This is a genomic window from Shewanella sp. NKUCC05_KAH, assembly GCF_019345585.1.
In the GTDB taxonomy this organism is placed as follows: Bacteria; Pseudomonadota; Gammaproteobacteria; order Enterobacterales; family Shewanellaceae; genus Shewanella; species Shewanella oncorhynchi.
On sequence record NZ_JAHKQZ010000001.1, the window covers coordinates 127,025 to 153,445 of the forward strand.

A 26,421-nucleotide genomic window follows, 5' to 3' on the forward strand; every position below is an offset into this window, starting at 1 on the left:
CCTTGAAACATCGACACTCGCACCCATATTCTCAGCCTCTAACACAGTTACGGCCTTCGGACTTAGCTTGGTACAGTGCTTTATCGGCGCGACTAAACAGCGTTTCAGCATCATCCCCCTGTTGCAATGAGGCCATCCCAATCGAGACAGTAATCGCGCCAAGGGAAAGCTTTTTGTCTTTCCCTACCGTTAAGCGCCGCTCAGAAATACGTTCACGCAGATTTTCAGCCACTTGCAATGCGTCGTGAAAATGGGTGTTAGGTAGCACCACCACAAATTCTTCGCCGCCATAACGCGCAACAAAGTCATCTCCACGCACACATTGCTTTAAGGCTAATGCGACATAGGCCAATACTTTATCACCCGTTAAATGACCATAGGTGTCGTTAAAGGCTTTAAAATTATCGATATCAATCAGTAAGAGACTACAGCGGGTCTGGTGATCTTGTGAACGGTAGATTTGATCCTGAATACTCAATTCATAGGCGCGGCGATTATGCAGAGACGTTAATTGGTCTGTCATCGCCGCGAGGCTAAGATTTTCCATTTCAGATTTAAGATTTTGCACTTCTTGACCCATGGTACACAGACTTTGCTCCATCTCACGGTTGTTGATAAGTAGCATCTGCATCTCATCGACCACACCATCAACCAGCTCGTTTAAGGTATTGATATCGGGATTAGTTTGTAATCGCAAACCAAACTCGGCTAATGAGCCAGAAAATGCCGCGGTTCCTTGACTCAACTGGCTGATTTTATTCAACAGGCTATTGATCAAGATTTGTGTTTCAATCTGAACATTTTCAATCACTTCTGGTGACTGTTCTTGGATAAAGGTTTTATAAAGACTGGTATTAACTTCCTTGGTAAAAGAGACAGAATTCGCCAAAAAACCATCAATCGCGCGATTTAAATCGAGATTTGTGCCTGCAAAATATTCATACCAAACAGTGTAATTTTCAGGAGTAACAGGAATATCGAGGGCAGACATTTGCGGCACGGCCAAACGCAAAATTTGCGCGGCAGAATCAAGTTCTTTATTTTCTGCAGTAGAAGACATAAATCGCGAACCATAGATTTGTTATGTTTTTGTATACATTAAGTTAACTCAACTGGTTCAATTTGGATATGGGAGAAATCAATTATTATGACAGGGAGCAAAAGAAAAGAGGATGTTGCCATCCTCTTCCTCATCATGGTGTCGAACCAACTAGAACGAGCTAAACCTCGCGACAATTAAGTCCACAATTAACCGCGGCAGCGAGCAAAGATATCTAATTCAGGCTGATATACCGCAGTTTTGATATTCATTAGTCCCAATAGACTATCGAATAAATTGTCATGGGAGAAACCACCTTTCGCCGCATGCTCAGCCAAACAATCCATATCCAATTGATTATCTTTGCTAAAATCTTTTGATACCCAAGCAAGCATAGGAATGCTCGTCTGCTCAATCGGTGCAATACTGTAAGGCGCGCCATGTAAATACATGCCTTTTTCGCCTAAAGACTCGCCATGATCGCTCAGATACAACATGGCTGGATCAAATTTATCTTGTTGGTTTTCTAACTTTTTAACCACTTCGCTAATAATATAGTCAGTGTACAAAATACTATTGTCATAGGTATTCATCAGCTCATCTTCACTGCAGTTTTGTATATCACTGCGCTGACAATCCGGTGTGAACTTACGGTGTTCTGCTGGATAACGTAAGAAATAAGTCGGGCCATGACTACCAATGACATGCAATACAATCACAGTATCTTTGCGTTCTGCGTTGGCTAAGGCTTCATCTAATTTGTTCAGTAATACTTGGTCGAAACAATATTGGCCAGTGCACAACTTAGGATCACTGTTCAAATCAATAGTTATGTTTTCAACTTGGTCACACACCCCTTTACAGCCAGAATCATTGTCAAACCATTGCACTTTAATACCGCCATGATCCAACACATCAACGGCGGTGTCTTGAGCATAGGCACGGCGTGAATCGTAATCTTCCCGTCCCATGCGAGAAAACATGCAAGGCAAAGATACCGCCGTTGCCGTGCCACATGAATGGGTATCTTTAAAGACTATTAATCCTTGGTCTTGGGTATGGGCGTTGGTTGGCTTGTCGTAGCCATAATACTGATAACTCATTGAACGCGCGGTTTCCCCCACGACGAGGACTAATAAATTCGGTTTACCATTTGAGTTGGCACTGACATTTTTTGCATCGAGGCCAAGTTGCTGATATTCCATTGGCGTTTGCAAGTACTGCACATTGATGTACTTAGACACAGCACCGATAAAATATGTCGGCACGATGTAACGTTTTAGCTCGTCGTTGTTACGGCCAAAGGCCGCGTAATCTTGAAAATAGAAGAAAGCAATAATGCCCAGTCCCGCCAACATCGCCAGCATAAAAAGCACTTTATGCAGTAGTTCTTTTAGGAAAGGTTTGTACTGAATATCCGCTTTATAGATAAGGTACGCGGGTAAAATTCCCGTCAGTAACATATTCATTATCGAAGCAAAATTCACATACATGAACGCTTCGGCATGATTGGTTTGAAAAGTGTTTTCTATCATGCCGTAATCGAAGACGACATTGTATTGATAGGCAGCGAAGAACACACTCGATGATAACAAGGTGAGTAAGATGAAAAACGGTTTAACGAGATACTTCACCGTAAATAAGGAAAATACGAAACTGAGTGCAAAGGTTAAAAACAACGGCACTGTAGCGATGAAGATAGGATCGACATCAGGTTGTTTTTCAATGCCTTTCTTAATGATGCCAAACAATGGGATATTGAAAATACAGACGTAAAATAACGCTGTGATAAAAGTGAATCGATTCACCGATAGAGTCTTAAATCTTGCTAACACTGATAGATCTCACTCAAATTAGTTGTTTGTCGAGAATAACTTAGTATTCTTAAGGTAGTCTTAGCCTTTGACAGTGAAATTTTTTCGCAATAGTAGCAAGCTCTTGGCAATGGCTCAAATTATCTGTGGGTATTGTTAACATTAAATAATAAACGTAAAAAAACGGCCGAACCTCAATAAGTTCGACCGTTTTCTGCTCCCCAACCTATTAGGGTCTTGCTCGGTTTTACCAGTGAAGAGTTAACAATTCATGCTAACCCAGCGGTAATTATCTTAATTGCTGTAATAAGTAGGCAAACGCCATTGAATTAAGTTCCGCGGCTTGATTATTATCTGCAGCGCCGGCGTGGCCACCTTCAATATTTTCGTAGTACAAAACATCAATTCCCATGTCTTTCATCTTAGCAACCATCTTACGGGCGTGACCTGGGTGAACCCTATCATCACGGGTCGATGTGGTGAAAAAGACCTTTGGATAATGCACGTCTTTATGCAGATTATGGTACGGAGAGTAAGTTTTAATGTAAGCCCATTCCTCAGGAATATCCGGATTACCGTATTCCCCCATCCAGCTGGCACCGGCGAGTAACTTATTGAATCTAAACATGTCAAGTAAAGGCACTTGGCACACGACGGCGTTGTACAGATCCGGTCTGCGGGTAAATGCCGCCCCCATTAACAGGCCACCGTTACTGCCACCTTGGATGCCTAAATGTTTACTTGATGTAATTTTACGGGCAATCAAATCTTCCGCTATTGCCTCGAAATCCTCATAGGCTTTATGTCGATTTTGCTTTAACGCAGCTTGATGCCAAGCTGGGCCATATTCGCCACCGCCACGAATGTTAGATAACACATATACGCCGCCCTGCTCTAACCAATTCTTACCAATGGTGGCCGAATAGGATGGACGCAGTGAGACTTCAAACCCACCATAGCCATAAAGTAGCGTAGGATTAGTGCCATCTAACTTAATATCCTTAGCCATCACCACAAAGTACGGTACTTTAGTGCCATCTTTAGACGTCGCAAAGTATTGCTCAGTTTTAAACTTATCCGCAGCAAACTGTTGCGGCATACCTTTAATTTTCTTCGGATTTAAGGTTTTTGCATTAACCGTATAGAGGCTTGAAGGCTCAAGAAAACTGGTGTAATTCACGAAAAAATCATCACTGTCTTGCTCAACGTCCATTACCGTCAAGGCGCCATTCGCTTCGAATGGGACTTGGGTGCTTTGCCAAGCGCCCTTTTCGTCTTGCTCATACCGTACTAATTTGCTTTTCACGTTATCGAGCCAATTCACGAAAATCGCACTCTTACTAAAACTAAGCTGCGCTATCGATGCGGTCTGAGTCGGGCTCACAAATAAACTGAATTTGGCTTTTTGGGCGATAAGATCCGCCACATCGGCATACACGACCGCGCCTTGCTTAAAGTTACCGTCTTTGTTGGTTAAATCGCTCTTTAACTCAATAAATAACTTACCTTTAAAATAACCTTTAATCTCAGCATCTTGAGGTAATGGCAACCCTATGAGTTTGCCATCTTGATAGACATATTGGCTGGCGGTATAAAAAGTATGTGCCTCAGTGACTAAACTCAGCGGCGTTTTATCATCGAATAAAACCCAGCCTGATACAGCAACTGAGGTTTTGTCGCCAGTGAAAATCGGTTTCGCTTGCTCGAGTGCTGTACCACGTTGCCAGAGTTTCACCTCCCGTGGATAACCTGAGTCAGTCATGCTTTGACCATCACCAAAATCAGTACCGACAAAGGCGTGGTCTTTATCTATCCAGCTCAGACTTGATTTGGCTTCTTTTAAAAAGAATGGCTTATCTTTGGTGGCAACAAAGGATTTAGTATTTAAATTAAATTCTCGCACTTCCACCGCATCGGCACCGCCGCGGGAAAGTGAGACAAAACAGCGCTCATTTTCGGGATACTGACAGCTAATATCCTTAAATACCCAATTGACGGATTCAGCTTTACCTAAGGCATCGATATCAAGCACAGTCTCCCATTTAGGATCGGCCTTGGCATATTCTTCCATGGTAGTACGGCGGTAAATACCGCGCACATGGGTGTCATCCTTCCAAAAGTTGTATAACTTGTCGCCAATGTGGGTCGCGTAGGGAATGCGTTCTTTATCGTTCAGGATGGCGAGACTGTTCGCCACTAAGCTATCAAAACCTTTAAACGCTTTAATTTCGGCGGCAGATGCAGCATTTTGGGTTTTCACCCATTCCATCGGCTTTGCGTCTTCAACATCTTCTAACCAAATGTATTTATCTTCTTCTGCGTGAAGTTGACCGCTCATACCGAGCACTCCTGCAATGCACAAAGGCAGTAATTTATTATTCATTCTATTCCTTTTAAACAAAGTCCATCTTGAGATCTGCCCTTACATTACCTTAATTAATATCCAGTTCAACTATTAATCCAACAAGAATGTAACAAAAGGTAAGGTACTGTAATAGCTGATGATTAATCTAGAATGAATCGCGTTTTTAAAAATGTCATGCTATAAAAAAGCGTCCACGAGGGACGCTTTTTAGTGGATGAAATAGGGTAAATTAAAACTCGTTATTCATACGAGACAACAAATTGAGCAGTACGATTCGTTCCTCACTGCTCATTTTAGCGGTGAGATCTGTGGTGAGTTGTAGATGTAATGCATCATGTTCGAGGAACAAAGTTTGGCCCTTTTCGGTTAACTCCACCAGAATCGAACGACGATCGGTTTCATGGGGACGACGTACAACCCACTCAGCTTCTACCATTTTGTCGATTTGGACCGTTAGTGTGCCTGTTGTGACACCAATTTTATCCGCCAGTTCTTTCATCCTCATAGCGCCGTGCACGCCGAGTAACTCAATGGTGTGCACCTGCGATAGGCTAAAACCTTTGTCACGCACAATGGCGTGTTCCCAAGACGACAGCTTTTCATAAAATTCAATAATCACATGATTTAATGCATGATCTGTTGAATGTGCGGCCGTTGAATGAGCAGTCGTTAAATTCAGGTTTGATGAATGATGATGTTCAACAGTCATTTAGGCTTCCTTAACCATACACTCGCGCTGACGACAAGTATGGAGTTCAATAGTGATATGAGCCAATTCAGGAAATTGTGACAGTAACTGATTAAAATAACTGACATCTTTCGGTGAATGGGACACGATAGACACCATAATAGCATGGTGATCGGCACTCACTCGCCAAAGATGTAAATCGGCCACTTGATGATCCGGTACGGCCTCAAGGGTTTCCACGACCTTACGCTGCAATGACGCTTTAACACCACCGTCCAGTAAGATAGGGCTCGTTTGCTGAATGAGTCCCCATGACCAACGGCTAATAATTACAGCACCCACTATACCCATAACCGGATCGAGCCAAGTCAGTCCCATGTATTTACCAAACAACAAGGCCGCAATGGCGAGCACTGACGTTAACGCATCGGCTAATACGTGAAAATAGGCGGCGCGTAGGTTGTGATCATGACCACCGTGTGCCTTCTGACTCTTATGCTCATGCTCATGCTCATGCTCATGCTCATGCTCATGCTCATGCTCATGCTCATGCTCATGCTCAGCAGCATGGTGCTCCTGTTTATGATGGCAATGGCTATGATCTTGATGACTTTCATCGTGTGCATGTGAGTCATCATGTGTATGTGGATCCACATCATGTGAATGAGCCGTATGGACGTGATCGTCATGGGAGTGTGCTTCGCAGCTGTGATGAGCATGCTCGTCTTCATGATCATCTTGATGTCCATGATCGTGACTATGACCATGAGTGTGCCCATGGTCGTGGGTATGGTGATCTTTGAGTAACAATACACTCAGCACATTAACGCTCAAACCTATGACAGCCACAAATATGGCTTCGTTAAAATGGATTTGCTCAGGGTTAATCAGTCGCATTCCCGATTCAATCAACATCACCAGTGCCACAAGTCCTAGCGCTATTGCGCTGGTATAACCGCCAAGCACACTCACTTTGCCAGTACCGAAAGCAAATGCAGGATCGTTAGCGTGTTTACGGGCATAGGAATAGGCGAATAACGTGATCATAAAGGCCGCGGCATGGGTTCCCATGTGCCAACCGTCGGCGAGCAGTGCCATAGAACCGTAGATGGTTCCGGCAGCAATTTCAGCCACCATAGTGATCACGGTTAAATACAGTACATAGCGAGTGTTCTTCTCGCCATCGCGGTTCTGACTCGAAAACTCATGGGCGTGCTGCCACTGGGCGAGTGAGTGCCCTTGGCGGCTTCCCGTAGTAGCTTGATGCCCTGTCGCTTGCTCGGCTGTCATTGATTTCATTGTATGGCCCCTGTTCCATTTCTATCGCTATTAATGGTGAAAAACTCGTCGCTTGAATTATAGTTTGAAAATCAAAATATATGAAGATCAAATTAACTATTTATCAAGATATACTGTTTTCAAACTTTTAAACGTGTATTTGGATCCCCATAATGCATCTGCTCTCCTGCCATCAGTCGAGACACTGATATGTAAATTAAGATAGGCAGCTAGACTAGGCAAAGGATATCAGGCAAGGTTTAATGGATTAGCGCTTGATTTATGAGTAAAAAAAGCTCACATAGCTGAGTTAGATTGGCTTTATTACAGCCTTATGCAGTTATAGACAGACACAGCGGTGGCTTTTCAGTGCAAGTTGAAATCCAAGTTTTAAGGTTTTATCTAGGCTATTTCGTATATTTTTCGCATGATATGAGTCATAAAACAGCCACAGCAAAGAATTGAAATAGCTGCGAACTTAACAAAATAAGTCATTGGAAAGTGTAATTAACCCTTACTATTCAGATTGATAAAGATTATTTGAATAAAAAATCGATTTTTTATTGAATAATTTAACCCTTTTTTACCTCTGCTGCGTTTATAGGGAGCAGAACACAGACAAATTTATCGACATCAATTCAGTTCGATTAGGAGAAACAAAATGAAATTGAAGACCTTATTTAGCGTTAGCACTGTTCCCCTTGCATTTGCACTATTGTCATTCAATGCCGCGGCGGTGAGCCCACCACATCCAACAGGGTTAAATGCGCCTATGATCAGTATTCAACGTTTCGATCCAAAAGATTACAGCGCACAGGAAGCCACTAAGATGTTCCCTGCTCCGGCAGCAGGTATGGTGCAGCACATTTTAAGTTTACCTAAATTAGAAAACGAAGATGACTACATGGTCGAAATCCAAATTGGTCAGACTCAAATGGTTGATTGCAATAAGCATGGATTAAACGGGGAATTGAAGGAACTGACAGTGCAAGGTTGGGGTTATAACTACTATCAAGTGGATGAAATCGCTGAAGGCCCAAGCACTATGATGGCCTGTTTCGAATTGGCGAAGAAAGAAGCTTTTGTACGTATTCCGGGTGAACTAAAAATGCGCTATGACAGTCGCTTGCCTAAGGTGTTTTATCTACCAGAAGGCGCTGAACTGCGTTTCAGAACTTGGAAAGTAGATTCAACCTATCAATATTCCAAGTAAATAGCCGAATTTAACTCTTGCGTCATCAATCAAATGCGCTTCGAGTCTTTGCTGATTGATAAAAGCAAAGACTCGAAGCGCATTAACTAGAATCGTTTGATTCTAACGACTTGCATAATTTCTATTTCAAAACCTGCCACAGTTTCTGTCTCTGGGTAATAGATGACATTGATCTTTTGCCCTTGCAGATTACGATACTTTTTGACCCGTCTAAATTTAAACGGCACGTCACAATCTTCAATCATAACAGTATGTTGTATCCACTCCGCTTTTTCCCTTTGCATATGCGAAACCACAGTCACACCTTCAGAGTGAACCAAATGTTCATGGGTGGCTAACATCTTTTTTACGGCCTTATTCATGTTCAACTCTTTTATCATCTAGTTGCGACAACAGTGACTCAACTTTCTGTTTAATTTCAGCATATCTCAATTTTTCACAGCGGCCGAAACCACTCAACTTACGCACTTGAAAACGACTCACCAAAGGAACTGACATGCCAGCAAGGCAACGACAATAGGTATCAAGTGATAAAGCATCTATGCCTTTGGCCGTTAAATGGTGCTTCAACTCATGTAAATCAGCCAACATCTGCTGATCTGTCGGCCAAGTCGGTTCCGTCGAATAACTCAACTTAGCAAAATTGCCGCGGCAGACACTGCAATGACCGCAGAAAGCCGGCGTCTCATTATCATCAAAATAACGGGATAAATTGTGGCTTAAGCACGTCTCAAGTTCAAAAAAGCGGACTAACTGCGCTATTCGCGCAATTTCTTTCTGCTCTTTATCAATAAAATAATGGTACAGCTCATCGATGAGTTCCGGACGCGCTAATGCGGCAACATCCACCCAATAAACATCAGTAATTCGTTTGGTTTCTAATTCAATCAACTGATGTTCAGCTAAATATTCCAGCGCGGCCAACACGCGACTGCGTTCATGGCCCGTTGCACTGTACAAGGCATCAAAATCTAATGCGCCCCATATTTTCTTCATCTGCGTATGATTAAAAATTTGCGTCAAAAAGGCCTGCCGCTCTGGATTAAAGCGGCTCAGAATGACATGTTTATCCACTAAAAATTTGTAATTAACATCGGCGTAGTAAGCAAATAACGGCTTAACCACACCTAGAATTTCTAGCTGCACAAGTAACGTTTTTAACGGCAACTGGCGAATATTACTCGCCGTCGACACGCCATTAAGCTGACATTCCCACTGACCAGAATCTTGTTCAAGTCGAATAGCTTCAATGACTTGCGCTATACCTTCTCGCTCAGGCGTATCGCCATACACAAAATTTTCAACGGTATTGAGTCCGTCAAGATTGGCTAAAGTCACACAATGGGATAATGCACCATCACGCCCTGCTCTGCCGATTTCTTGACTGTAGTTTTCAATAGATTTAGGCAAATCATAGTGGATCACAAAACGGATATTGCTCTTATCGATTCCCATACCAAAGGCGATGGTAGCAACCACCACTTGCAGCTTATCCTGCATAAAATCATTTTGAATTTGTTGACGTTTTTCATCTTCAAATCCAGCATGATAAGCACTGGTGACTATGCCTTGTTGGCTCAAGAGTCGTGCGACTGTTTCGGCGGTTTGCTGTAACGTCACATACACAATACCAGCACCTGAGAATGATGTTATCTGGTTAACCAGTAAGGCATTTTTCTCTTGAGTCGACACGAGCAGAACTGTCAAATCTAAATTGGGTCGATAAAATCCCGTTTGTACTATGTGTTCGGGCGCAATATCGAAGCGCTTGGCCATATCCAGTTTCACTTTACGTGTCGCGGTGGCCGTCAGTAACAGTACCAGCGGGATCTCAAGTTCGCGCCGATAATCGGGTAATTTAAGGTAATCAGGCCGAAAATTGTGGCCCCATTCTGAAATACAATGCGCCTCATCTACGACCAACATAGATAGCGGAACCGATTGAATAAACTGCCTAAAGCGTTCATTTTTGAAACGTTCCACCGACACCATTAAAACTTTCAGTTTGCCAGAGCGCGCATCTGTCATCACTTGCTGACTCTGCTCAGCGCTTAAGGTTGAATCTATGCTGGCCGCATGAATTCCCTTAGATTGCAAAAATTCCAGCTGATCTTTCATCAAGGCGAGTAAAGGCGAAATCACTAAACTCAAATGGGGTAACTGCAATGCTGTAAATTGATAACAAAGGGATTTACCAGAACCCGTCGGAAAAATCGCTAAACTCGACTTCCCCGCCAACAGTTGTGTTATCGTTTGCGCTTGGCCAGGACGAAATTCAGAAAACCCGAAATCCTGCTGCAATAAACTAACGTATGGATTGGTTTCCGGAATGGGATTGAACATCAACCGTCCTTTACACTTATCCTTACCACCCACAAAATTCGGGCATACCGCAAGAAAAAGATTCAGCATTAAGTGAGTCGACTAGTCTAGCAAATTTTGACGTACTTTACGGAGTTAATTAGCAACAACTGAGTTTTCAAGCCAACTTAACTGCTCATGAGGAGCGTAATTATAGGTTCGAATTTTGTTGCAAAACAATGATTAATATAGGATTAATTTTATTTTTTAGTCGGAAATTAAATATGAAAATAAAACCGATTTGTAAAAATACAAATCCGATATTTCCCATGAAAAAACAAGAAGTCAGATGAATCTCAGCAAAAAATATATCTCCGATAAATTGAGCATTTAAGGTTTTCTAGCAAGATATAGATTGATCAGCGAGGTGAGTTTATCCTGAAATCTTTCTTCAAAACTATCAATATCACGTCCGATAGAGACAAGATATTTAGTCGCTTGTTCGCGGGAAAGTAATTTATTGGCAACACTGTATTGCATCTCATCCAAGGTTTTATCGTATCTTGGGATCAGCAACCAAGTGCCAACATCGACGTCGAAATGTTGCATCGCTTTCTGGGCCAAAGCACAAAAAGCCTCAATATGATCCACACCATCTGGTCCGAGACAGCCAGGTTCAATTCGGCATAAAACCGCAATTTTCCTATCGTTTGCAATACTTAAACTCATCTCTAATGCCCCGCGTTATCTAGTCGTAAACATAAGATCTTAACAGTAATTTTACGTGTCTGCACAGATAAGTCACGGCTAACTTACCCTTATTAGATAATCCATTTTAGGCAATAGAACAACTTTAAAATCATATTCTTCAAAACATAGATCCGCGTTTTTTTGTTCTATTCATCAACAATGTCGTCTACAACATCCTCATCAGTATGTTGTAAAACATTAAGCGAAATATTTTCATTATGCTCTGACAATAGAGTATCAATGGCTTGGTCAAAACTGTCTAACTTTTGAGTTTCCATATAACGTTTTAACCTCAAAATAATATCCCTGCTCAGCTCAATATGAGACTTTTTTTGCCGTTTTTTTATTTGAGATAATTCTTTACGAACCATACGCCAGCCAAAATCAGTAAAATACTGATTGAGCATTTTGTTTACATTAGTAAGCTCGTTGTCGATCCGCTGTGCCTTTTTGCGTAATCGGACTAATTCATTTAGTTGTGTCACCAACTTAGTATAGAAAACCGTTTGTAACTCAGCGTCACAAAACCAATCCGGTTTAGATGCCACAGCTTCAGGATTGATAAGGCGATAAATTAAGGGTAAGGCAAAAATTAATTCTGCTTCCTCAAGCAATAATAATTTTCTCCCTGCTGTTGGTTTGTCTTGTTGATATATCCAGGCTTGCGGTTCCATAAATACGTTTCTTTAGCTAAGCATGCGTTTAATGCGGATGAAATAAATGGGACCTCATGCTAGTACAAATCGATAAGTATTAATATATGGTTCAACCATTTTATTGACTGGGAATCGATCCCTTATGCTTCATTTTGCCTTTGGCAGAAATAGCTCAACTCATAACAGGCTAAGAACCCGATAAGCGGTTGTCGTTATTAGCTTAAATTTCACCCAACACGCAAGCCTAGTTTAGCGGCATTCCATTCAACAAAGTCAATAAAATGGTTAAACCATTCTTTAAAGTTGTGATTCTTTGGCTAACCAAGTTCGAAACCACTGCATAGAGAAAGTACGAATTTCATACTATCATTGCCTTTAATTTTATATCCGCTTAATTAATCGCCATTGTTAGAATAGGTTTATCTTGGCTATTTTTTAAACTAAAAAAACCAACTAAATGCTATTTAATGCGCCCTATTCCGATAACAGAAGTTTATTTGAACAAATAAGCACTCTACCAGTGATAATGACGATTATCACTGGTAGATGTAGGCGTGATTTGCGTATAATTACGCCTTCTTAATTCGATATCAGGTGACTTCAACGGCATGTCTAAAATAATCCGGACAAATAGTAATGCTCAAAATAACACCAATGTATCGAATGAAAAAGTGACTAGATCAGATCATCACAATAATAACCGTGCTGAACAGCCACGCTTTTTTGAAGAGACTTTCCTGCCACAATCTGTTCGAAGTGATTATTTAAGCGCCGCCGAAGAAACTGAATACGAAATTTCAGTCAACACTCGCCGTGTTTATAATACGAGCTTTAGTGTATTTAGCCGTTATTGTGCCGAGCACCAACTGCAGGCCCTGCCCGCAGATCCAAGAAGCGTAATTTCATTTATTGGTCAGCAAAAAGAATTGATCCAAGAAAGTACTGGCGTTCAACTTTCAAAGCAAACATTAACCACAAGGTTGGCAGCCATTCGCTACCATCATATTCAAGCAGGATTCCACTCGCCTACCGAACATCCACTGGTGATCAGAGTGATGCGTGGCTTGAGCAGAAATCAATCTCGCCATGTGAGTGATTATGATCAACAACCGATTATGTATGATGAAGTGGAAATGCTCATTCAAGCTATCGATGAACAAGTGCAACCATTAACCCGAGCAAGAGACAAAGCCATTATTCAGTTAGGATTACAAGGTGGGTTTCGCCGTTCTGAACTTGCAGATATAAAAGTTCAATATGTCAGTTTTTTACGCAATAAGCTAAAAGTTCGCCTACCTTATTCGAAGAGTAATCAGCAAGGTCAACGGGAATGGAAAGACCTACCGGATCATGAACCTTTTGCAGCACTCAACGCGGTAAAAAATTGGTTATCACTAGCCAATATAGAGGATGGACATTTATTTAGATCGCTTTCCCGTGATGGGAAATATTTACGCCCTTATCAAATAGTAGAACATCACTCTGAAGCTAATTCAAGTTTACATAAAAATAGTGGTTTTCTCACGGGAGACGATATTTATCGCATCATTAAAAAATATTGCACAAAAGCGGGCCTACCCGCAAAGTTTTATGGTGCCCACAGTTTGCGCAGTGGTTGTGTGACTCAACTCCATGAAAATGATAAAGATCATTTATACATTATGGCCAGAACTGGCCATACCGATCCGCGCTCACTTCGCCATTATTTAAAACCAAGAGACTAAAACCCAAAAGACTAAACTAGATCATGACTCGATAAGAATCAGTTAGTCTTTTACCTAAAATAAAATAGCAATTTTAATGTTAAATATAAATCTATCATGTTTATGAATAAAAATGATATTCAGTAATTTATATTAAAATTATTTCAAATTTTCATTTTAAAAATAATTAAAGCAATAATTTCACATTATATATTTTTATCTTGGATACAAGATTTGACATCATAGCAGAATAAAAATCCTAATTGAGCTACTTTGACCTCAGCAGCTTAGACCATAGCAAACTGCTGGTTAACATTTTTATAGCATATCGGGTTTATTGCTCACTGCAGTATTATTGTAATATAAAATCATCTTTATTGTCATATTGATACTTTAGCCTTAGTCACGAAATTTAATCCATCGTACTAGCCGGAGTAATATATGAGTAAGGCCACCTTTGATCCTACACTTTATAATAAAAGTAATAACGAGCCATTTAACCAAGTGTTGGATAAACATTTATCTCGCCGTAACTTCGTCAAAAGTGGTTTAGGCCTCAGTGCTATGACAGCTTTTGCCAGTGTAGGTTTAACTGCTTGCGGATCAGATGACACACCCGTTACAAAACCTGTTGATCCTGTGACACCTTTGCCACCAACAAAAAGTACCGCCAAGCTAAACTTTACGTCAGTTGCGGGTTCTCGTTTAGATGCCGTCGTTGTGCCAGAAGGCTATACAGCGCAGGTACTTGCACCATGGGGCACGCCATTAAATGCAAAAGCAGCACCATGGAAAAGCGATGGTAGTAACACTGCCGATGACCAAGCGAACTCAGTCGGTATGCACCATGATGGCATGCATTTCTTTCCATTAAATGATTCGGGTAATGACGGTTTACTTTGCATTAACCATGAATACATTGATGAAGTTGCATTACATCCTGCAGGACAAACTTTTGATCCTACTTCAGGTTTGCGCACGATTATCGATGAAGTACGTAAAGAAATCAACGCCCATGGCGTATCGGTTGTACGTATAAAACTGGTTAGTAATCAATGGGAAGTGGTTAGTAATGATAACCATAACCGCCGATTCACCGGTGCGACTGTGATGGATATTAGCGGTCCTCTCGCCTACTCTTCTCTACTCGAAACCCGCTATTCTCCCGACGGGAGTCAGGCTCGCGGTACATTAAATAACTGCGGCAATGGTTACACGCCTTGGGGCACTTATTTGACCTGTGAAGAAAACTGGCCAGGCTATTTCGCAAACCGTGGTACGTTAACTGCGGAGCAAAATCGCATTGGGATCAGCAAAACCAGCACACGTTATGGCTGGGATGATCTTGCAGGTCATGATGAGGAACGTCTCGATGAATTCGCGCGTTTTGATGTCACGCCAAAAGGTGCAAGTGCTCAAGATGACTATCGTAATGAAGCGAATGGTCACGGTTATATTGTTGAAATTGACCCTTTCAATCCAACATCGCGCGCAGTAAAACGTACCGCGCTTGGTCGTTTCCGCCATGAAGGTTGTACCTTTGGCAAGTTAACCGAAGGTAAGCCAGTAGTGTTCTATTCTGGCCACGATTCACAATTCGAATACCTCTATAAATTTGTCTCGGCCGCGGCGTGGGATGCAAAAGATGCTGACAGCAGCAATCGCATACAAACTGGCGATAAGTATATGAATGAAGGTACTTTATATGCAGCTAAGTTTAATGCAAACGGTGGTGGTGTTTGGTTGCCTTTAACCTTAGATAGCCAGACTACGGACGGAAAAACCCTAGGCAATACTTTCGCTAGCTTAGCCGAGATTATTTTGAACACAGCAGGCGCAGCGGATCTTGTTGGTGCAACACCTATGGATCGCCCTGAATGGTGTGCTGTCGATCCTTTCACAGGTTCAATTTATTTGACCTTGACCAACAACTCAAAACGAACTGAAACCAATCCAGCGAACCCAAGATTGAAAAACCACTTTGGCCATATTATTCGTTGGGATGAAAGTGACAAAGATACTGAATTTACATGGGATATCTTCGTATTCGGATCACCAAGTGATGGTAACGCAGAGACAAACTTATCAGGCTTAACAGATCTTAACCAATTTGCCAGCCCAGACGGTTTAGCCTTCGATCAACGCGGTATTTTGTGGGTTCAAACCGACAATGGAGCCAAGGAGGTCGCAGAAGAAACCAACGATCAGATGCTAGCAATAGTGCCTTCAACGCTTGTTGATGGCCAAGAGAAACAGCTAGGCGTAACGGCTGATAACCAAATGGAATTAAAGCGTTTCTTTGTTGGACCAAACGACTGTGAAGTTACGGGTTTTGCTATTAGCCCTGATTACACTTCTGTTTTTGCTAACATTCAGCATCCCGGTAATTGGCCTTATTCGTCCAATGCCGCTGAAAAAACGCCTGCGGGTACGACATTACGCCCTCGCGCCGCTACGGTCGTTATCCGTAAGTTAGATGGTAAAGAAGTCGCGGTATAAACAATTATGCTTGTGCGAGGTATCTTCTTAATATGAAGTTCCTATAAGTTAATTGCTACACATAAAAAATCCCCTCACTGTAGGGGATTTATTATTTAAGAAGATAGTTAACTAGCCTTTTTCAAAATAGATTCAATCCAACATATATTAACTCTTACTATGATTTGCCTGTTCAAAGGCCAGTTCAAAAGCATCGGTAAAATCTGTAATTGGCAGAAGGTCCTCACGGCAACGACGATTGCGGCCAAGTAAGGAAGATTCAACAAACAAATCAAACCAAGTACTTAAGGCTTTGCCATTAGCCGCTTCGCCAATCGCTCCTAAAGCCAATGATGCCACCTCGGCGGTGCCAAGTTGAAAATCATGACTACCTTTACGCAATGCATAGGTCGCGAGCGTGTCGGGATCGAAGGAAAGCAACGGCAGTGAGTGTAAGTAAGGACTCTTACGGAACATTTTAATCGCTTCACGCCAACTGCCATCAAGCAGAACAAGCAGCGGCCGTTTACCTTCGGCCAATGTCGACATCGGCACTTGGTTCAGTACGGTTTGCCCTTGCTCTGCATACTGGGCAGGAAACACTAAATAGGGTTGATATTGCGGCGAATTCAGCAAAGCAAGCAACTCAGCTTCAGGTTCTGTACGTGACCAAATATAGGCGTGGGTATCAGGAATAAGATCCGCTATGAGTCGTCCGCTATTAGTCGGCTTTAACACCTCATCGTTATACATAATCAGCAGAAAACTGGCGTGAGTATCTAACTGACGGCGTAGCGCACAGGTACAGAACTGCTCACCTAAGAGGCATAATGGACAGCGGATCAGTTTTTTACCGCGGGCACCAAAGGGTTTAGTCGAAATAGACTTACGGTACTGATATAAATGGTGCACTGCATGGGGGGCTAAAGCCATAAAAACCAATTCTCTATCAAACTTATTAAGGATCGCGACCACATCAGTTAGCACTTTTAATCGCGGTGGCGCAGTTTATCCCTTGGCCATCAATGGTGCAATCGCGTAATACATTATCATGATAAAAGGCCGGTGTCAGTGGTTGTGGTTTCATCTGCAGCCTAACGTCAGCGAGATAATTTAAGAGCACAGAGCAACCATCTCTTAAAACATCTGTAATGTATTAATCTGTGTTGCCACTTAGTATGCAACACTAAACCGACCAAATTAACGTTTAACTTACTTATTGGGAGAGTATTGAAGCTAAATATCAGTAATGACTTAACTTAGTGTGGAATTGCCCTAATATCATGCGAAAATCTACTCTACAAATACAATCTCAATGAAAGGTCAATTATGCACCCAAAAGCCCCGATCGCTTCTATACCGTTATTAAGCGGTGTACTGCTCACTGCTACGCTATTTTCTACTGTCACTACGGCCCAAACGCTTAATACCAAAGACATCCAGTCAATTGTAGATTCCGCAGTTAAACCACTGATGGCCGAGTATGCTATTCCCGGTGCAGTAATTGGCATCACCATAGAAGGTAAACAGTATTTTTACCAATATGGCGTCAGTTCTAAAACCTCTGGGCAAAGTGTGACTGAAGATACCCTGTTCGAGATTGGCTCTATCAGTAAAACCTTTACCGCAACACTGGCTAACTATGCACAGGGCGAAGGTAAATTAACACTCACGGACATGGCCAGTGATTATGTTCCAGCATTAAAAGGCAGCCATTTTGATAAGATTAGTCTCATCAATTTAGCCACCCACACAGCGGGGGATTTGCCGATGCAAGTTCCTGATAAGGTCACTAATAACGCAGAGTTAATGGATTACCTTAAGCATTGGCAACCATCATTTGCCGCGGGGACCCACAGAAATTACGCCAATCCGAGTATTGGGCTGCTTGGCATGATTGCCGCGCAGAGTTTAGGGCAAACGTTTCCACAAGTACTTGAGCAAACACTATTTCCACAATTGGGTATGACAAACAGCTATCTCAAGGTTCCTAGCAACAAAATGGCCGATTATGCCCAAGGCTATGATAAGCAAGACATGCCAGTGCGAGTCAATCCCGGTGTATTAGCCGATGAAGCCTACGGCGTTAAAACCTCAGCCAAGGATTTACTGCAATTTGTTGAGGCCAATATGCAAATGCACCCGCTTTCCAAACCACTGCAAACGGCACTCGATAAGACCCACACGGGATACTTTGATGTGGGCATGATGACCCAAGATATGATTTGGGAGCATTACTCATATCCTATTGATCTGGATAAAATACTTATGGGCCATACTCAGGAAGTCGTGTTTGGCAGTACACCCGTTAAACCCATAGTGCCGCCCCTCGCGCCGCAACAAAATGTGTGGATCAATAAAACAGGTTCTACTGGCGGTTTTGCCGCTTATGCTGCCTTTATTCCTGCAAAAAAACTCGGCATTGTACTGCTGAGTAATAAAAACACCCCCGTTCCGCCACGGGTCACTGTGGGCTACCAGATTTTAACTGGGATCGAAAAGTTGCAAAAATAACCATGCACTAGGATAGAGGAGATAAGTATATTGGTGCTATCTCCTTTTTCTTAACAATATTCTTGTCGCTACTGATTTATGGCTGACACCTTGCTGCTAACTCACAGTTTCCTTGCAATCTCCCTTTCCTCATCGGCGGCTTGTAAGAAAATATGCACCACAGAGTTAATCCTTGCGTTAATTCATTTGCAACTCATCGACCTAGTTAACAGACAAATAACCTATCGTAAGTTTAGCTTTACAGCTTAAAATCAGGATAAAAACTTATGTATCACATTAAAAATTATTTCGTTAAATCAATATGATTGACACTTGAAGTTACGCTTTTAGGGAGTAAGATGCGCGCAAATACCTTAAGTGACCTTTTTCGGAAATATCATGTCAGGCACGCCACATTCTCCTATTCATCACGATGTCGCTCCAGCGGCGAGTCAGTCTAGCCTACTGTTAATGATTGTCTTTATGGTCGCCTGTGGCCAAATGGCGCAGACGATTTTTGTACCTGCCCTTCCACAAATCGCACTCGGGCTCCATGTGGACGCCAGCCAACTACAAGCCGTGATGGCCTGTTACTTACTCTCCTACGGGATGTTTCAATTTGTGTATGGCCCAGTGTCAGATCGCGTTGGCCGCAAAATGCCACTCGTCGTGGGTATCGCAATTTTCGTTCTAGGCGCTGTATTCGCGGCGAAGGCCACAAGCTTTAACCTACTAATTATGGCAAGCCTTATCCAAGGATTAGGCACAGCCAGCGCAGGCGCATTATGCCGGAGCATTCCCCGCGATCACTACTTTGGTGACCGACTGGTAAAATTTAATAGCTATGTCTCTATGGCTGTAGTGTTTTTACCTTTGCTTGCACCATTTATCGGCAGCGCCACTGCGGCCTATTTTGGCTGGCAAGCCGTATACTGGGTATTAGCGGGATTCGGTGTCGCGGTCTGGCTGTTGTTAATATTCCTCTTTAAAGAGTCTTTACCCAAGACGCAACGGGAACATCAAGCCGTTTTCAAATCCTATAAGCATGTCCTACGCCATAGAGCGTTTCGCGCTTATTTATTTTCATTGATCGCCACCTTTGCCGGTATTGCGGCGTTTGAAGCAATTGCTGGTGTACTCTATGGCCAATATCTCGGACTGACACCTTTTATGGTCAGTTGTTATTTTGTTGCGCCAATTCCTGGCTACTTACTGGGGGCACTCATCGCGGGCCGACAGAATAAGCCACAAAGAGTTGTTTACCAAGGTGTTGCGTTACTCGGTGCTGGCGCCTTATTCATGTTGATCCCGGGGCTTTTTAATTTAGTGGTTGGCTGGAGCTTACTTATTGGATCAATTTTATTCTTCAGTGGCGCAGGCATGCTGTTCCCTACCCTAACATCTGCTGCGTTAGAGCCATTTCCACGTCAGGCGGGGATTGCGGGCGCATTATTGGGGGGATTACAAAATTTTGGTGCCGGACTTGCCGCATTAACAATGTCTTTAGTGCCTATGGGCGGCCAGTTGAGCATAGGTTTATTAAGTGCTGTAATGGTGGTTTTAGTGATCCTGTCTCTTTATTACGCCAAAGATCAAAATGATACTCACCAGAATTTAATGCCACAGATTTAATGGATATGATTTGAAGCGACAATTCTTGGTTTAAGCTAAATCTATTACCGTCAGTCAATAAAAAGCCCACATTGTTGTGGGCTTTTTAAATCGATAAGACACTGTAATAAATCAAAAATATCGATTAATTTATTGCTTCGATAGCTTTAATCGTTACAGAATGCGACGCAGTAAAAAGTCAGCTTTAAGGCGACGAATTCGGGTCATGATCTTCTTCACTGGCGCAGGATAGCTCTGTAAGGTATCCACTTGGCTGTAGTGATATAACCGCTGTGTGTGTTCCAGAATATGTGCCTGCTCGGCTTCAAACTGGGCTTTCCAGCAGCCAATTTCATCTTGGATCAACAAACCATTCTCAAGATCCAGCGCCCAAGCTCTTGGATTCAGGTTAGAACCTGTGATCAAATGCTTATTACCGTCGGCACTGATGCCTTTGAGGTGATAACTGTTGATGCCGTGTTTCCACAGATGGATATTCAACTGACCATTATCAATCGCCCACTGTTGGCGTTTAGCGAACTTACGCAATGATTGCTCATACATATAGGGCAAGGCACCTATGGTCGAGAAATCCTGCTCAGGCGGAATATAAAAATCGTTAGCCGTCTTGTCGCCCACAACGATATCGATACGTTTGCCATTGCGTAAATGCTTAGCTAAAGCGCGCACTAAAATGTACGGCGGATTGAAATAGGGCGTGCAAATAAACAGCGAGTCTTTTGACTCTTCCACCAAGGCGACAACCACTTTATTGAGCAAGTTTTTCTTGCGTCCTAGCCCAAGTAACGGCGTGATGCGATTGCCATCACGGGTCTCCTTAAACTGATACTCAGCGTCAGACAGTCTCAGCTTAAAGCTACGCATGTCCGTCTTTGGTGGTAGCACTTCTTGCTCAGCATCTTGCGTTAATGAACACACAGCTGGATCAGAAATGATATTTTTCTGGATCATCGCGCGCATACTGCGTGCTAATTCGGCAGACTCAATCAAGTGATAACGATCGAAACGATACTTATCGTGTTGTTGCAAATAGATATTATTGAGACTGGCACCGCTATAAATCACGGCATCATCGATAATAAATCCCTTAAGATGCAACACACCCATAAATTCACGGGATTTGACGGGTACGCCTAAGATATCGATGGGATGTTCGGCTTCAGCCATAACTTTGCGGTACATCAAATAGTTACCGCTATCACCTTTATGGCCAATCAAGCCACGTCTCGCACGGTGAAAATCGACTAACACTTTGATATCAAGCGTTGGATTTGCTGCTTTGGCATCCATGAGGGCTTGTAATATCTCACGACCCGCTTCGTCATCTTCTAAATACAGCGCCGCAATATAAATACTGTGCTTGGCGCTCGCAATACGAGCGAGTAATTCTGCCTTGAAACGGCATGGCGTGAGCAACCACGTTAAAGCCTCGGGTTGAACGGCTATTCCACCAAGCTTATCTAGCAAGGCATCCTCCTTTAAACATGCTGACCACCCCGATAGGAAGCACTGGGGTTCAGTGATAAAAACATCACAGCAATATGTGTTAACTCTGGATAGGCCTCTGTCACTGCCAACCTGATCGTTTGTTCTACTTTAAGATGTATATCAGGGTCCTTAGGGAACCAGAGTAACTCAACTTGGACAAAGCGTTGATCAATTTTTCCATTTCGAAAACTGATGCTTGGGATCCAATCTAATGTGAAACTCTCTGCATTACCTTTACATATATCCGCCAATGACTGCAGTAATGTTTGGCTGAACGCTGCAACGACCGCTTGTGGTAAGCCGCGCATACTAATATGTGGCATGGTTTAGTTGTTACCTAAGAACCTAAAATCGTAAGGGGTAGAAATTACCGACTTCACCTCGTCTCGGCAAGACTTTTCTCCCAAAAGTCTTGTTAAACCTAACGGTTTTGCTGGTAATTTGACCTCACGCGATTTTATTCCACTTCAGTGCACCAATTTACCTAAAAATCATCTTCATTTACCCTTGCTTGAAATCGCATTTTACGGCGGATATTTTCGGCATTATTTGCCCGTCCACACAATATGTTGCCCCTAAATAGGGTGATTCTTAACGCTACAAATCAGTCCAAATTTCACTAAACTGCACCCAAAATGTCTGCCAAATCACAAAATAATCTTCAAACCCATTTCATTCACCCCGAATCCAGTGATTTAGCGTAAACTAAACCGCCTATTTGCGATTAGACCACACGATACAAGATTAAGACTATGAACAAAAAAATTCTGCTGACGTTAGCACTGACATTACTGTTTGCTTGGGGTATTTTCCATTTTAAAACCCAGTTAGGGTTACTCATCCTGCCGTTGTTTATTGGGCTGGTATTGTTTGTTACCCTACGTTTATATCGCTTGATGGAAAAGGATGACGGCAGCAGTGAGGATTAACCGCACACAATACCAACCTAATCTTAATGATGTTTTGATAAAAATGGCCAATAGCTAACATGGAAACGTTACTGAAAACCACTCTATATGCCGGCCTGCTCCTAACCGCAAGTCATAATATGGCCTATGCAGAGCAACATGATTCTAGGCCGATAAGTGCTCAAACCACTTCGCTTAGCCAAGCAATCAGCAAGATCAGCCCTCGACATTCACAAATCGCCTTACTGGCAATGGATATGTCGAACAATCAAGTAATCTATAGCCAACAAGCTGAGACCTTGTTTATTCCAGCCAGTACCCAAAAGCTGCTCACGGCAGTCAGTGCTGTGGCTCAGCTTGGGCCTGATTTTCGTTATGTCACGGAATTATGGACAGATGCACCGATACGCAAGGGCCATATCGCAGGCAGTGCTTATCTGCGTTTTAGTGGCGATCCCACGCTAACTCAAGCCGATCTCAAGGCCATTTTTGCCAATCTCGTAAAACAAGGCATTAATCGCATTGATGGACATCTGTATTTGCTCGGCGATAAACAAGAGCAAATGCAAGCTCCGGGTTGGGTTTGGGATGATTTGGGCATTTGTTTTGCCGCGCCAGTGTCGAGTTATATTATCAATCAGAACTGCGTCTATGGTCAGTTTAGCCCAAGCTCTACCAGCAAACCTTCACAGGTAAGTCTGCGCGCGGGGAGTTATGGAGTTAAAATCAGCAGCGATGCGGTGTTTGATCAAAAGGCGAGCCGCGAATTTTGCCAACTTGATATGGTCAGATTAGGTCAAAATAACTACCATTTACGCGGCTGTTACCCTGGCGGTGAGGCGATACCACTGGCGATTGCGGTCAGCGATCCGTTCAAATTTGCCCAAGATAACCTCACCTCCCTACTTAAAGGCGAGATGTCTCTTGCGGGTAAAGTACAACTCGGCACTAGCTTACCCCAAAAGGCAAAACTAATTGCCAGCCATAGCTCGGCGCCCTTACCTGAGCTGCTCGAGACTATGCTGCTCAAGTCAGATAATTTGATTGCCGATAGCCTTTTTAAGCAACTTGGTAAAAGTTATTTTAAGACCCAAGGCAGCTTTACCAATGGTGCCGCTGCCATGCAGCGAATTTTAACGAATTTAGGCATAGATTTGAGTAACGCCAATATTGTGGATGGTTCAGGATTGTCACGCTATAACTTGCTCAATGCCAAGCAGTTAGCCGCGGTGTTGGCGCTAATCCACCAAGATAGCCGCTTTAGTCCGTTAATCACGAGTCTGCCACAGGCGGGGATCAGCGGCACCTTAAGATATCGCATGGGCTACAACAAGCCGCCGCTTAAACAGCAAATTTTTGCTAAAACAGGCTCGATGCAAGGCGTGTCTAACTTAGCGGGGTTTATCCGTTTGCCCCAGCATAACGATACCTTGTTTGTAATCCTTGAGAATGGCATGAGTCCTGAATTGAAAAATCAACATAAACCCTCATTCAATGCCGAGTTTCTTAAACAATTGATTTCAGTGCTGCAACCGTCATCAACCACTGCGACTGTGAATACTGCGGCTCACTAGAGTCATTAATTAACTGCTACAGAGTAAAAAACTTGCACAAAAAAGCACTGAGTCATCAGTGCTTTTTCAGTTTTTATCTAAACGAATATACCGAAGCCTTGTTAAAACAACTCCGCAGGCATCGCCATAGTCGTCGCATCACCAGCTCTGACTTGAGCGATATGGTAATCCGCTTTTGGCAATAACTTATCAAAATAGAACTTAGCCAAATAGACTTTCTGCTCGGCGAAAGCTTTATCTTCATGATCCGCGACCTTATCGACCATAGCCAACCAGTAGAAACCATACAGGGTGTAACCAAAGGCATCTAAAAAGTCGACCGCACACGCATTAATAAGTGCAGGCTGAGCCACTTTGCGATCATTAACTGACTCGGCAACGATGACCAAGGCATCTAAACGTGCGCATACTGCCGCCACTTTCACCGCATCAACGTGAGTAAATGCGCGCATTTGTGCTTTCAAGTCAGCCACAAATTCATTTAATGCGGCTAAGTTATCGCCAGTGACTTTACGACCGAGGAAATCGATGGCTTGAATGCCATTGGTGCCTTCATAAATCTGAGCGATACGGGTATCACGAACTAATTGCTCAATACCTGTTTCACGAATATAACCATGTCCACCAAAGACTTGTTGCGCCATGATAGTCGCATCTAGACCCCGATCGGTTAAAAATGCTTTCGCCACTGGCGTTAATAAACCCACATAACGCGCCGCTTTAGCCTTAACCTCATCTTGGGCATATTTTGCTAAATCCAGCTGTTGTCCTGTAAACACAGACAAAGCACGGCCCGCTTCTGTCATCGCACGAATGGTCAACAACATACGGCGCACATCGCCATGGACAATAATGGGATCAGAATCACTGCCCGTCGGTGAGCCGCCAGCGGCGATGCCTTGATTACGCTCTTTAGCATAATCGGCCGCCATCTGGTACGCCGCCTGCGCACAGCCAAGCCCTTGAATACCAATCGCTAAACGCTCATAGTTCATCATAGTGAACATGCACACTAGGCCACGATTAGGCTCACCAATCAAGAAACCTTGGGCATTATCAAAGTTCATCACACAGGTCGCAGAACCTTTAAGGCCCATCTTATGCTCGATAGACCCCACTGATACACCATTGGCATTGGCTAAGCTGCCATCGGCATTCACCGATATCTTAGGTACCAGGAAGAGTGAAATCCCTTTACTATCCGGCAGCTTAGCAAGCACTAAGTGGATGACGTTTTCAGTTAAATCATGATCGCCACCTGTAATAAAAATCTTGCTGCCCGTGATGGCATAACTACCATCATCCTGCGGCAAAGCTCGAGTGCGAATATTACGCAGATCAGAACCCGCTTGCGGCTCCGTCATATCCATAGCACCCGCCCATTCGCCGGAATATAACTTAGGCAAATAAGCTTGTTTCAATTCTTCGCTGCCGTGGGCATTGATACATAAAGCCGCCCCCGCGGTTAACGAGCCATAAAGCGTAAACGCATTACAAGCACTGTAAGCCATTTCGTCGACTAAGATCCCCAGCATCTTCGGCATCCCCATGCCACCAAATTCAGGATCGCCACACAAACCAATCCAACCGCCCTGGGAATACTGCTCATAAACGGCTTTGTAGCCATCAGGGGTAATCACTTGATTGTCTTGATGCAACACGCCCTGCTCATCGCCCGTCCGGTTCAGCGGATGGATCAACTCACAACTTATCTTGGCTGCTTCTTCCAAAATGGCATTAGCCGTGTCGATATCGACCATTTCTGCAATCTCAGGCAATTGTGCCCAAGTGTTTGGAGCATCAAATACCTGTTCCAGTAGGAAACGCATATCCGTTAACGGGGCTTGGTAAGGATTCATTGGTAGACTCTTAAACGTAGGATTAAAACAGTTGTTTTAATTTATACCAGTTCACTGTAGAAAACAATCTCATTACAAATACAGCTGTGAATAATATAAAAGTATGCGAGTGTGCGAGCTAAATATAAATTTAACGCATAAAAAAGCCCTTAAGCCTGAACTTAAGGGTCTCTATTTTATAA

The 26,421-nt window shown here is 43.0% G+C and carries 20 protein-coding genes; 7 read left to right on the forward strand and 13 right to left on the reverse strand.

Annotation, left to right across the window (positions count from 1 at the left end):
• Window positions 1-31: 31 nt before the first annotated feature.
• The 5 genes from KO533_RS00615 to KO533_RS00635 all read right to left on the reverse strand — a co-directional run bounded on the left by KO533_RS00615 (window position 32) and on the right by KO533_RS00635 (window position 7,205).
• Entirely contained in the window at window positions 32-1,060 is a 1,029-nt protein-coding gene (locus tag KO533_RS00615; RefSeq protein ID WP_028759897.1) for a GGDEF domain-containing protein, read from the reverse strand.
• Window positions 1,061-1,248: 188 nt separating this feature from the next.
• Complete coding sequence (locus KO533_RS00620) at window positions 1,249-2,874, reverse strand: phosphoethanolamine--lipid A transferase (protein WP_219252402.1); 1,626 nt, start codon at window positions 2,872-2,874, stop codon at window positions 1,249-1,251.
• A 268-nt stretch (window positions 2,875-3,142) separates the two neighbouring features.
• Window positions 3,143-5,236 (reverse strand): prolyl oligopeptidase family serine peptidase, encoded by a 2,094-nt coding sequence (locus tag KO533_RS00625; protein WP_219252405.1) that lies wholly within the window; start codon window positions 5,234-5,236, stop codon window positions 3,143-3,145.
• A gap of 211 nt (window positions 5,237-5,447) precedes the next feature.
• Window positions 5,448-5,927, reverse strand: coding sequence for a MarR family transcriptional regulator (locus tag KO533_RS00630; RefSeq protein WP_173244777.1), 480 nt, complete (start codon window positions 5,925-5,927; stop codon window positions 5,448-5,450).
• Window positions 5,928-7,205 carry a cation diffusion facilitator family transporter gene (locus tag KO533_RS00635; RefSeq protein ID WP_219252406.1) on the reverse strand — a complete coding sequence of 426 codons (1,278 nt, stop codon included), beginning with the start codon at window positions 7,203-7,205 and terminating at the stop codon, window positions 5,928-5,930.
• Between the two features lie 640 nt (window positions 7,206-7,845).
• Here KO533_RS00635 and eco point away from each other — a divergent pair.
• The gene (gene eco / locus KO533_RS00640) at window positions 7,846-8,397 is read left to right on the forward strand and encodes a serine protease inhibitor ecotin (protein ID WP_028759893.1); all 552 of its coding nucleotides are present in this window, start codon (window positions 7,846-7,848) and stop codon (window positions 8,395-8,397) included.
• Between the two features lie 86 nt (window positions 8,398-8,483).
• On the opposite strand, the gene KO533_RS00645 is transcribed toward eco, so the two are convergent.
• From KO533_RS00645 to KO533_RS00660, 4 genes are all read right to left on the reverse strand, one after another.
• Window positions 8,484-8,759: a hypothetical protein gene (locus tag KO533_RS00645; RefSeq protein WP_028759892.1), complete on the reverse strand. Its 276-nt coding sequence runs from the start codon at window positions 8,757-8,759 to the stop codon at window positions 8,484-8,486.
• Window positions 8,752-10,740: a RecQ family ATP-dependent DNA helicase gene (locus tag KO533_RS00650; RefSeq protein WP_219252407.1), complete on the reverse strand. Its 1,989-nt coding sequence runs from the start codon at window positions 10,738-10,740 to the stop codon at window positions 8,752-8,754. Before KO533_RS00650 ends, KO533_RS00645 begins: the two co-directional genes overlap by 8 nt.
• Before the next feature lie 348 nt (window positions 10,741-11,088).
• Window positions 11,089-11,427 (reverse strand): hypothetical protein, encoded by a 339-nt coding sequence (locus KO533_RS00655; protein WP_219252408.1) that lies wholly within the window; start codon window positions 11,425-11,427, stop codon window positions 11,089-11,091.
• 167 nt (window positions 11,428-11,594) lie between these two features.
• A complete protein-coding gene (locus KO533_RS00660) occupies window positions 11,595-12,122 on the reverse strand; it encodes a hypothetical protein (RefSeq protein WP_219252409.1) in 528 nt (175 codons plus the stop codon).
• A 590-nt stretch (window positions 12,123-12,712) separates the two neighbouring features.
• On the opposite strand from KO533_RS00660, the gene KO533_RS00665 reads away from it, so the two are divergent.
• The gene (locus KO533_RS00665; protein ID WP_219252410.1) at window positions 12,713-13,828 is read left to right on the forward strand and encodes a tyrosine-type recombinase/integrase; all 1,116 of its coding nucleotides are present in this window, start codon (window positions 12,713-12,715) and stop codon (window positions 13,826-13,828) included.
• A gap of 420 nt (window positions 13,829-14,248) precedes the next feature.
• A complete protein-coding gene (locus KO533_RS00670; RefSeq protein WP_173496890.1) occupies window positions 14,249-16,306 on the forward strand; it encodes a PhoX family phosphatase in 2,058 nt (685 codons plus the stop codon).
• A gap of 147 nt (window positions 16,307-16,453) precedes the next feature.
• Here KO533_RS00670 and KO533_RS00675 read toward each other — a convergent pair whose 3' ends face one another.
• Window positions 16,454-17,218, reverse strand: coding sequence for a tRNA-uridine aminocarboxypropyltransferase (locus KO533_RS00675; RefSeq protein ID WP_219252412.1), 765 nt, complete (start codon window positions 17,216-17,218; stop codon window positions 16,454-16,456).
• Window positions 17,219-17,614: 396 nt separating this feature from the next.
• Between KO533_RS00675 and ampC the strand changes: the two genes are divergently transcribed.
• Both ampC and emrD read left to right on the forward strand, forming a co-directional pair.
• Window positions 17,615-18,799, forward strand: a complete 1,185-nt coding sequence (gene ampC, locus KO533_RS00680; protein ID WP_219252414.1) for a class C beta-lactamase — start codon at window positions 17,615-17,617, stop codon at window positions 18,797-18,799.
• 378 nt (window positions 18,800-19,177) lie between these two features.
• Window positions 19,178-20,410, forward strand: a complete 1,233-nt coding sequence (emrD, locus tag KO533_RS00685; protein ID WP_219252416.1) for a multidrug efflux MFS transporter EmrD — start codon at window positions 19,178-19,180, stop codon at window positions 20,408-20,410.
• A 153-nt stretch (window positions 20,411-20,563) separates the two neighbouring features.
• Here the strand turns inward: emrD and pssA are convergent, their stop codons facing one another.
• Together pssA and KO533_RS00695 are read right to left on the reverse strand one after the other, a co-directional pair.
• Complete coding sequence (pssA, locus tag KO533_RS00690) at window positions 20,564-21,877, reverse strand: CDP-diacylglycerol--serine O-phosphatidyltransferase (protein WP_219234133.1); 1,314 nt, start codon at window positions 21,875-21,877, stop codon at window positions 20,564-20,566.
• 11 nt (window positions 21,878-21,888) lie between these two features.
• Window positions 21,889-22,221: a DUF1904 domain-containing protein gene (locus tag KO533_RS00695; RefSeq protein WP_028759882.1), complete on the reverse strand. Its 333-nt coding sequence runs from the start codon at window positions 22,219-22,221 to the stop codon at window positions 21,889-21,891.
• A 429-nt stretch (window positions 22,222-22,650) separates the two neighbouring features.
• On the opposite strand from KO533_RS00695, the gene KO533_RS00700 reads away from it, so the two are divergent.
• Both KO533_RS00700 and dacB read left to right on the forward strand, forming a co-directional pair.
• Complete coding sequence (locus KO533_RS00700; RefSeq protein ID WP_006081710.1) at window positions 22,651-22,827, forward strand: hypothetical protein; 177 nt, start codon at window positions 22,651-22,653, stop codon at window positions 22,825-22,827.
• Between the two features lie 59 nt (window positions 22,828-22,886).
• Window positions 22,887-24,380: a D-alanyl-D-alanine carboxypeptidase/D-alanyl-D-alanine-endopeptidase gene (gene dacB, locus KO533_RS00705; protein WP_219252418.1), complete on the forward strand. Its 1,494-nt coding sequence runs from the start codon at window positions 22,887-22,889 to the stop codon at window positions 24,378-24,380.
• A gap of 101 nt (window positions 24,381-24,481) precedes the next feature.
• Here the strand turns inward: dacB and KO533_RS00710 are convergent, their stop codons facing one another.
• Window positions 24,482-26,239, reverse strand: coding sequence for an acyl-CoA dehydrogenase family protein (locus KO533_RS00710; protein ID WP_219252422.1), 1,758 nt, complete (start codon window positions 26,237-26,239; stop codon window positions 24,482-24,484).
• Window positions 26,240-26,421 lie beyond the last annotated feature (182 nt).

Bases quoted from the DNA above. Each gene is read 5' to 3' on its own strand.
- KO533_RS00615 (WP_028759897.1), bottom strand. From the start codon at position 1,060: ATGTCTTCTACTGCAGAAAATAAAGAACTTGATTCTGCCGCGCAAATT.
- KO533_RS00625 (WP_219252405.1), bottom strand. From the start codon at position 5,236: ATGAATAATAAATTACTGCCTTTGTGCATTGCAGGAGTGCTCGGTATG.
- KO533_RS00630 (WP_173244777.1), bottom strand. From the start codon at position 5,927: ATGACTGTTGAACATCATCATTCATCAAACCTGAATTTAACGACTGCT.
- KO533_RS00635 (WP_219252406.1), bottom strand. From the start codon at position 7,205: ATGAAATCAATGACAGCCGAGCAAGCGACAGGGCATCAAGCTACTACG.
- eco (WP_028759893.1), top strand. From the start codon at position 7,846: ATGAAATTGAAGACCTTATTTAGCGTTAGCACTGTTCCCCTTGCATTT.
- KO533_RS00645 (WP_028759892.1), bottom strand. From the start codon at position 8,759: ATGAATAAGGCCGTAAAAAAGATGTTAGCCACCCATGAACATTTGGTT.
- KO533_RS00650 (WP_219252407.1), bottom strand. From the start codon at position 10,740: ATGTTCAATCCCATTCCGGAAACCAATCCATACGTTAGTTTATTGCAG.
- KO533_RS00655 (WP_219252408.1), bottom strand. From the start codon at position 11,427: ATGAGTTTAAGTATTGCAAACGATAGGAAAATTGCGGTTTTATGCCGA.
- KO533_RS00660 (WP_219252409.1), bottom strand. From the start codon at position 12,122: ATGGAACCGCAAGCCTGGATATATCAACAAGACAAACCAACAGCAGGG.
- KO533_RS00665 (WP_219252410.1), top strand. From the start codon at position 12,713: ATGTCTAAAATAATCCGGACAAATAGTAATGCTCAAAATAACACCAAT.
- KO533_RS00670 (WP_173496890.1), top strand. From the start codon at position 14,249: ATGAGTAAGGCCACCTTTGATCCTACACTTTATAATAAAAGTAATAAC.
- KO533_RS00675 (WP_219252412.1), bottom strand. From the start codon at position 17,218: ATGGCTTTAGCCCCCCATGCAGTGCACCATTTATATCAGTACCGTAAG.
- ampC (WP_219252414.1), top strand. From the start codon at position 17,615: ATGCACCCAAAAGCCCCGATCGCTTCTATACCGTTATTAAGCGGTGTA.
- emrD (WP_219252416.1), top strand. From the start codon at position 19,178: ATGTCAGGCACGCCACATTCTCCTATTCATCACGATGTCGCTCCAGCG.
- KO533_RS00695 (WP_028759882.1), bottom strand. From the start codon at position 22,221: ATGCCACATATTAGTATGCGCGGCTTACCACAAGCGGTCGTTGCAGCG.
- KO533_RS00700 (WP_006081710.1), top strand. From the start codon at position 22,651: ATGAACAAAAAAATTCTGCTGACGTTAGCACTGACATTACTGTTTGCT.
- dacB (WP_219252418.1), top strand. From the start codon at position 22,887: ATGGAAACGTTACTGAAAACCACTCTATATGCCGGCCTGCTCCTAACC.
- KO533_RS00710 (WP_219252422.1), bottom strand. From the start codon at position 26,239: ATGAATCCTTACCAAGCCCCGTTAACGGATATGCGTTTCCTACTGGAA.